This window comes from Verrucosispora sp. ts21, assembly GCF_002879555.1.
Lineage (GTDB): Bacteria > Actinomycetota > Actinomycetes > Mycobacteriales > Micromonosporaceae > Micromonospora > Micromonospora gifhornensis.
The window spans coordinates 19,947-27,986 of the sequence record NZ_PNOZ01000074.1; the positions used below are offsets into that span (position 1 = coordinate 19,947).

At 71.6% G+C, this 8,040-nt stretch carries 7 protein-coding genes; 5 read left to right on the forward strand and 2 right to left on the reverse strand.

The features are described 5' to 3' along the window. Nucleotides 1-16: 16 nt before the first annotated feature. Nucleotides 17-484: a GNAT family N-acetyltransferase gene (locus tag C1A38_RS24895; protein WP_102660154.1), complete on the forward strand. Its 468-nt coding sequence runs from the start codon at nt 17-19 to the stop codon at nt 482-484. A 147-nt stretch (nt 485-631) separates the two neighbouring features. On the opposite strand, the gene rpmB is transcribed toward C1A38_RS24895, so the two are convergent. Beyond that, nucleotides 632-823 (reverse strand): 50S ribosomal protein L28, encoded by a 192-nt coding sequence (gene rpmB / locus C1A38_RS24900; protein ID WP_007075181.1) that lies wholly within the window; start codon nt 821-823, stop codon nt 632-634. A gap of 244 nt (nt 824-1,067) precedes the next feature. Between rpmB and C1A38_RS24905 the strand changes: the two genes are divergently transcribed. Together C1A38_RS24905 and recG are read left to right on the forward strand one after the other, a co-directional pair. Next, nucleotides 1,068-2,678: a DAK2 domain-containing protein gene (locus tag C1A38_RS24905; RefSeq protein WP_102660148.1), complete on the forward strand. Its 1,611-nt coding sequence runs from the start codon at nt 1,068-1,070 to the stop codon at nt 2,676-2,678. Next, entirely contained in the window at nt 2,675-4,879 is a 2,205-nt protein-coding gene (gene recG / locus C1A38_RS24910; RefSeq protein ID WP_102660149.1) for an ATP-dependent DNA helicase RecG, read from the forward strand. The genes C1A38_RS24905 and recG overlap by 4 nt, the downstream gene beginning before the upstream one ends. Before the next feature lie 167 nt (nt 4,880-5,046). Here recG and C1A38_RS24915 read toward each other — a convergent pair whose 3' ends face one another. After that, nucleotides 5,047-6,579: a cell wall anchor protein gene (locus C1A38_RS24915; RefSeq protein ID WP_102660150.1), complete on the reverse strand. Its 1,533-nt coding sequence runs from the start codon at nt 6,577-6,579 to the stop codon at nt 5,047-5,049. Between the two features lie 391 nt (nt 6,580-6,970). Between C1A38_RS24915 and rsmD the strand changes: the two genes are divergently transcribed. Then, nucleotides 6,971-7,537 (forward strand): 16S rRNA (guanine(966)-N(2))-methyltransferase RsmD, encoded by a 567-nt coding sequence (gene rsmD / locus C1A38_RS24920; RefSeq protein WP_102660151.1) that lies wholly within the window; start codon nt 6,971-6,973, stop codon nt 7,535-7,537. Further along, nucleotides 7,534-8,040: pantetheine-phosphate adenylyltransferase (gene coaD, locus C1A38_RS24925; protein ID WP_102660155.1), on the forward strand; the 507-nt coding region annotated here is incomplete at its 3' end. The genes rsmD and coaD, both read left to right, overlap by 4 nt.

Consider the following 8,040-nt stretch of genomic DNA (forward strand, 5'->3'; position numbering starts at 1 on the left):
GTCGTACGCTTCACCGGTGCAGGAAATCGAGATTCACGTGGTGCCGTTCGACTCTCCGGTGGCGCAGCAGCTGATCACCTCCGCGCTTGCCGACCTCGGCGCCCGGTACGGCGGTGACGGCGACGAGACGCCTGTCGACGCGCGCGAGTTCACCCCGCCGCACGGCACCTTCCTCGTCGCCCACCTCGACGGGCAGCCGGTCGGCTGCGGCGGCTGGCGCAGCCACGGCAGCGACGGCGAGACCGCCGAGTTGAAGCGGATGTACACCGCGCCGCAGGCCCGTGGCCGCGGCGTGGCCCGTACGGTGCTCGCGGCCATCGAACGCTCCGCCCGCGAGCAGGGCCGCAAGCGGCTCATCCTGGAGTGCGGCGACCGGCAGCCCGAGGCGATCGCGATGTACACCTCGGCCGGCTACGAGCGCATCCCCAACTTCGGCTACTACGCCGACGAGCCCGGCTGCCTCTCCTTCGGCCGCACCCTCTGAGGTGAAAGGAAGGGCACCTTCTTAACGCCTGCGGTAGAGGAAGGGCCCCCTGTTAACAGCCGCTCCGACTGACGGAGATGCGGACACGACGATGCCGGCGGGCCACCGAGGGCCCGCCGGCATCAACAGATCGTGGGTGCTACCGCGTCAGGCGCGGGTGACCTTGCCCGCCTTGATGCAGGACGTGCAGACCTTGAGCTTCTTGGTCGTGCCGCCACCGGCCGGGGTACGCACCGACTGGATGTTCGGGTTCCAGCGGCGGTTGGTCCGCCGGTGCGAGTGGGACACGTTGTGGCCGAAGCCCGGTCCCTTGCCACAGACGTCGCACACGCTAGCCACGGGATACTCCTGGGATTGAAACGTTCATGAGGTCGCCGCCAGGCGCAGCCCGGGCAACCTGGCCAGGTTACCCGATGGTGGAAGGCCCCGCCCAACCGGGCTCGGCATCGGCGGTCACGCCTCGCTGCGACGGTCACCGCCGCCAGGCAGGGGCGGGGAAACGGACGACGCCCGGCCTCGCGGCGCCTGCCGGACACGCCCGGCCTTGCGGCGACTGTCAGCGTACGCCAGTAGGCTTCCCAGCGTGCTGGACACCCTCGATGCCGCCGCCGTGCGCCGCTGGTGCGCCAGCGGGCTGGCCGCGTTGCAGCGGCACCAGGGGGAGATCGACGATCTCAACGTCTATCCGGTGCCCGACGGCGACACCGGCACCAACCTGGTGCTGACGCTCACCTCGGCGCAGCAGGCGCTGGCGATGGACCTCGACACCGTCGCCGACGGCGCCGCGACCCCGCACGGGCACGCGCTGCGGCTGATGGCCCGGGGGGCGTTGCTCGGCGCCCGGGGCAACTCCGGCGTCATCCTGTCGCAGATCCTGCGCGGCTTCGCCGACGCGCTGGCCACCACCCCGACGGTCGGGGGTCCGGAGTTGGCCGCCGCGCTGCGTGCCGCGACCAGCGCGGCCTATGCGGCGGTGGCCCGCCCGGTGGAGGGCACCGTGCTGACCGTCGTCGCCGCCGCCGCCGGCGCGGCCGAGCAGGCCGACAGCGAGCAGTTGCCGGTCGTCGCCCGGGAGGCGGCCGGAGCCGCGGCGCAGGCGCTGGCCCGTACCCCCGAGCAGTTGCCGGCGCTGGCCCGCGCCGGCGTGGTCGACGCCGGTGGGCGGGGGCTGTGCCTGCTGCTGGACGCCCTGGTCGAGGTGATCACCGGGGAGAGCCCGGAGCGACCCGGGCCGGCACCCACCGCCGCTCGCAGCGTGCCGCCGCCGGCCACCGCCGCCCGGGAGACCGGTTCCCCGGAGTACGCCTACGAGGTGCAGTTCCTGCTCGACGCCGAGCCCGAGGCGGTGGCCCGGCTGCGCGACACGCTTGACGCCCTCGGTGACTCCCTGGTGGTGGTCGGCGACGAGGACACCTGGCAGGTCCACGTGCACGTCAACGACGTCGGGGCGGCGATCGAGGCGGGTGTGGTGGCCGGCCGCCCGTACCAGATCTCGGTGACCCGCTTCGCCGACCAGCGCCCACCCGCCCCCGCACCGGTGTCCGACGGCCGGGCCGCCGTGGTGGTCGCCGCCGGTGCCGGGATCGCCGAGCTGTTCGCCGGGGAAGGCGCGGTCGTGGTGCCCGGCAACCCCTCCACGGGGGAACTGCTGGAGGCGGTGCTCGGCACCGGGGCGGCCCAGGTGGTGGTGCTGCCCAACGACCCGGACGCGCAGGCGGTGGCGAACCAGGTCGCCGAGGAGGCGCACCGGGCGGGCGTCAAGGTCAGCGTGGTGCCCACCCGGTCACCGGTGCAGGCGTTGGCCGCCCTCGCCGTACGCGATCCACGCCGCCACTTCGAGGACGACGTGATCGCGATGGCCGAGGCCGCCGGGGCCTGCCGGTACGCCGAGGTGTGCCACGCCGGGCGCGATGCGCTCACGGTCGCCGGCCCCTGCCGCACCGGCGACGTGCTCGCCCTGGTCGAGGGGGAGGTGCACCTGATCGGCACCGATCTGATCGACACCTGCGTCGCCCTGGTCGACGGCATGCTCGGTGGCGGCGGTGAGATGGTCACCCTGCTCGTCGGCGCGGACGCGCCGGACGGGCTGACCGACGCGGTGTGCACGCACATCACCCGACGGTGGCCGTTCGTCGAGGTGCAGACGTATCCGGGCGGGCAGCCACGCTATCCGTTGCTGGTGGGTGTCGAATGACCGCAGAGGCGTCGACCATGGACACGCCGCTGAAGAAGCTGGTCGGCGAGAAGACCGCGAAGGCCCTCGCCGGCCACCTCGACCTGCACACCGCCGGTGACCTGATCTACCACTTCCCGCGCCGCTACGACGAGCGTGGCGAACACACCGACATCAAGGCGCTCGACGTCGGCGAGCAGGTCACAGTGCTGGCCCAGGTGCAGCGCACCGCCGTACGCCCGATGCGGCAGCGCCGGGGCAACCTGCTGGAGGTCACCGTCGGTGACGGCTCCGGCGGCACCCTCACCCTCACCTTCTTCGGCAACCAGGCGTGGCGCGAACGGGAACTGCGGCCCGGCCGGTGGGGACTGTTCGCCGGCAAGGTCACCGACTTCCGGGGCAAACGGCAGCTCAACGGGCCGGAGTACGTCCTGCTCGGCGACCAGACCGACGGCGAGGCGGCGGCCACCGAACAGATCGAGGAGTTCGCCGGGGCACTCATCCCGGTCTACCCGGCTGCCGCGGCCGTACCGACCTGGGTGATCGCCCGCTGCGTCCGGGTGGTGCTGGACACCGTGGCACCGCCGGAGGATCCGCTGCCCGCGGGCGTACGGGCCAGCCGGAACCTGGTCGGGCTGGGCGGCGCGCTGCGGGAGATCCACCGGCCGTCCAGCCGCGAGGAGCTGTACCGGGCCCGTCGGCGGTTGAAGTGGGACGAGGCGTTCGCCGTGCAGCTGACCCTGGTCCGGCGTAAGCACCAGGCCGCCGCCTCACCCGCACGGGCCCGGCCGGCGCGTCCGGGTGGCCTGCTCGACGCCTTCGACGCCCGGCTGCCGTACGAGCTGACCGGTGGTCAGCGCGACGTGGGGGCGGAGATCGCCGCCGACCTGGCCCGCGAGCATCCGATGCACCGGCTGTTGCAGGGCGAGGTCGGCTCCGGCAAGACCGTGGTGGCACTGCGCGCCATGCTCCAGGTGGTCGACGCGGGCGGGCAGGCCGCGCTGCTCGCCCCGACCGAGGTGCTCGCCGCCCAGCACTACCGGGGCATGCTCGACCTGCTCGGCCCGCTCGCCCAAGCCGGTGAGCTGGGCGCCGCCGAGCACGCCACCCGGGTCGAGCTGGTCACCGGCTCACTCGGCGCGGCGGCCCGACGGCGCGCGCTGGCCGAGGTCGCCAGCGGTGCCGCCGGCATCGTGCTGGGCACCCACGCCCTGCTGTACGAGGGCGTCGACTTCGCCGACCTCGGTCTGGTGGTGGTCGACGAGCAGCACCGGTTCGGGGTGGAGCAGCGCGACGCGTTGCGGGCCAAGGCGGAAAAGCCCCCGCACGTGCTGGTCATGACCGCCACGCCGATCCCTCGGACGGTCGCCATGACGGTCTACGGCGACCTGGAGATCTCCACCCTCTCCCAGCTGCCCCGGGGTCGGTCACCGATCGCCTCGCACGTGGTGCCGGCCGCCGAGAAACCGGCCTTCCTGGACCGGGCCTGGCGTCGGTTGCGCGAGGAGGTCGCCAACGGCCATCAGGCGTACGTGGTCTGCCCGCGCATCGGTGACTCCACGGCCGGTGCCGAGGAGGAACCACCGGCGGTGGACGACACCGGTCGACGCCCGCCCCTGGCGGTGACCGAGGTCGCGCCGTTGCTGGCCGAAGGACCCCTGCACGGGCTGCGCATCGGCGTGCTGCACGGCCGGCTGCCCGCCGACGAGAAGGACGCGGTGATGCGCTCCTTCGCCGGCGGTGAGCTGGACGTGCTGGTGGCCACCACGGTGGTCGAGGTCGGTGTGGACGTACCCAACGCGACGATGATGGTGGTGCTGGACGCCGACCGGTTCGGCGTCTCCCAGCTGCACCAGCTGCGCGGCCGGGTGGGCCGGGGCAGTGCCCCCGGGCTCTGCCTGCTGGTCACCGAGGCGACCGAGGGCACCAGCGCCCGGGAGCGGTTGGACGCCGTCGCCTCCACCACTGACGGCTTCAAGCTCGCCGAGCTGGATCTGGAGCAGCGGCGCGAAGGCGACGTGCTGGGTTCCGCCCAGTCCGGGCGGCGCTCCCACCTGCGGCTGTTGTCGTTGCTGCGGGACGCCGATCTGATCCGCGACGCGCGGGCGGAGGCGATCACGCTTGTCGAGGAGGACCCGGAGCTGACCCGCCAGCCGGCGCTGGCCGCCTCGGTGGCGGCCCTGGTCGACGCCGACCGCGCCGAGTACCTCGAAAAGGGCTGACCCACCCGTCTCCCGCTTGGGCGTTGTGTGATCGCACTCGATCCCGGATCGAGCGACTGCCGTCATGGGGCGGGAACGCCGAAGGCGCGTCGACCACCGGTCGACGCGCCTTCGGGTCAGGTGTTGCGGGGTGTCCTCAGTGCGGCGAGGGCACCCTCAGGGGCGGCTCAGGCGGTGAAGTGGATCCGCCGCCGCCGTGCCATGACGAACAGCACCGCGCCCACCGCCAGCAGGACGATCGCGCCTGCGGCGATGCCACCGGCCGCGACACCGGTCACCGGCAGGCCGGGCGGCTCCTCGCCACCTCCGCCACCGCCGCAGCCCTCGGGCGCGTAGACGACCTCCAGCTCCAGCTCCAGCTCCGGCAGGGAGACCAGCGCGGCCTCGTCGTCGCCGGCCGGGAAGGTGACGGACTCCGACGAGCCCGGCTTGACCGTACGGCTCTCGGTCTTGTCGCCGTAGGTGAAGTCCACCTTGACCGGCTGGGCGCCCTCAGGGTTCGACGCGGTCAGCGCGAAGGTCTCACAGGTGGCGTCGGCGGTGATCGTCGGCAGCGGGCAGTCCTCCGGGTGCTCCCACTCGTAGCTGCCGTTGTCGATCACCTCGCCGTCGACCAGCACCTCGATCGCGCCGGCGTGCTCGGCCGGCACCACGGTCTCGTTGTTCGCCTTGCCCGGCTCGACGGTGACCTTCTCGGAGAAGCCGTTCTCGCCCCGGACCTCGAACTCGACCGGGTACTTGGAGATCGAGCCGTCGTTGCTCAGCGAAACGGTGACGGTGCCGTCGCAGGCGGAGGTGAAGGTGGCCGCCGGAGTGGTGCAGTTCTTGTCACCGCCGTTGTACCAGCCCTGCGGGCCGGTCGAGCGGTTGCCGGGAGCACCCCGGTCGCCGAGCTTCTTGGAGCCGTAGCGGGGGCCGTTCTCCACAAGCGGGTCGATGACCTCGTCGACCCCACCCCAGATCAGGTCGACCTGGGTGTGGCAGTCCGGAACGTCGACCTTCAGCTCGATCTCGGTCTGGGTGCCGCCGAGGAAATCGCTGTCCGGCGTGCCGTAGACGTACTGCGGGGTGGCGAACTGCGGGCGCGGCGCGAAGTACGACACCAGGGTGAAGTACTGCTTCTCCTCGCCGCACAGCGGCAGGTCACCGGCCAGCTTCACCGTCGCGGTGCCCTCCTCGCCGTTGAACTCGTGGCTGTACTTGGCGTCGCCGGCGTCGACGCACTTCGGTGCCGGCGCGCACGCGCCGTCGGCGCCGAGCTCGATCGTCTTGTGGTCCTTCGACGTCGGAGGCTTCTTGCGCTGCGAGTCGCCCTTCTGGAACCAGGCGGCCTCCACAGTCAGCGTGGCGCGCTGGGCGTCGCCGGGGACCCGCTGAACCCCCTGGACCTGGCCGGCCTTCGGAATCGGCGTGCCCTTGAGCTCGGCGGTGCCGTCGGTACCCTCAGCTACGAGCAGGACCGGGGTCGCCGGATCGGCCGTGACACTGGTGATGGTGGCGGTCTTGTGGCGCTCGCTGTTGACCACGGTCCACGTGATCACCCGCTCGCCGGTGAGTCGGTCACAGTCGACGGTGCCGGTGATCGTGGTGTGGTGGGCGCTGGCCGGAGTGGCCGCCACCACCGCTGCACCGGTCGAGCCGATGATGGCGGCTGCCAGGACAGCCAGCGGTCGCCGTAGCGACAGCTTGGGTCGGAACACGCGTACTCCCGGGGTGAAGAAGCGTCAGGGGCGGCGCGGGAGGAACGGACGGCGTCGGCGGAGCTGTGCCGCGCCGGAGAGGATGCCTCCCGTGCGGTGATCCGGCATCGATGAGCCGGTTATCGGGCAGACCCTAGCGAGATCGTCGATATCGAGACAGCCCTCAGCGATCACTAAGGATGATGTGATGAACATGAAATGCTTGATCTACGTAGAGTGATTTGCCGGGGGCGGTCTGCATCGCGTGCGATCGATCTGAGCGACTTCAGGCGGTGTGGTTCGTTGCGGGGGTCACCCGGGGGTCGCGTAGCGTCGGCGCCATGAGCAGAAGCAGGCTCGACGGCGTGCGCGGGTGTGGGGGCGGCCCCCGAGGCATGGTCGGGAGGCGGCGATGACCCGGATCGTGGCCGGCAGCCTCGGTGGCCGGCGCATCGCCGTACCGCCGGGTTCCGGCACTCGACCCACCGCCGATCGCGTACGCGAGGCGCTCTTCAGTTCGGTGCAGGCGGAGTTCGACCTGGTCGGGGCGCGCTTCGCCGACCTGTACGCGGGCTCGGGCGCGGTCGGCCTCGAAGCGTTGTCCCGGGGGGCCGGGCATGTGCTGCTTGTCGAATCCGACGCCCGGGCGGCCCGGGTGATCCGGGAGAACATGGCCATCCTGCGGGCGGCACCCGCCGCTCGGCTGGTCACCGGGAAGGTCAGCACCGTGCTGGCGGCCGGCCCGGACGGCGGCGAACCGTACGACGTCGTCTTCGCCGACCCGCCGTACTCGCTGTCGGACGACGGGGTGCGTGCCATGCTCACCGCGTTGGTCGACGGTGGCTGGTTGGCCCCGGACGCGATGGTGGTGGTGGAGCGCTCCACCCGCAGCGGGCCGGTCGACTGGGTGGAGGGGATCACTGGCCAGCGCAGTCGTCGGTACGGCGAGACCACGCTTTGGTACGGTCGCCGATCATGAGACGTGCGGTGTGCCCCGGCTCGTTCGATCCGGTCACCAACGGTCACCTCGACATCGTCGGCCGGGCCAGCCGGCTGTTCGACGAGGTGATCGTCGGCGTACTGATCAACCAGTCGAAGACCGGACTGTTCACCGTCGAGGAGCGGATAGCCATGCTCCGCGAGGTGACCGCCTCCTACGACAACGTCCGGGTGGAGTCCTTCCGCGGGCTGTTGGTGGACTTCTGCCGAGCCCAGCAGGCAAGTGTGCTGATCAAGGGAATCCGAGCGGTAAGCGACTTCGACTACGAGTTGCAGATGGCGCAGATGAACATCGGCCTGGCCGGCGTCGAGACCCTGTTCATGCCCACCAACCCGCTCTACTCCTTCCTCTCCTCAAGCCTCGTCAAGGACGTGGCCAAATGGGGCGGCGACGTAACCCCCCACGTCCCCGACATAGTCCGCGAAGGTGCTGCACCGGGGCGGCACCGCAAAGCACCTGTTCAGACGAGTCACATAGACGTT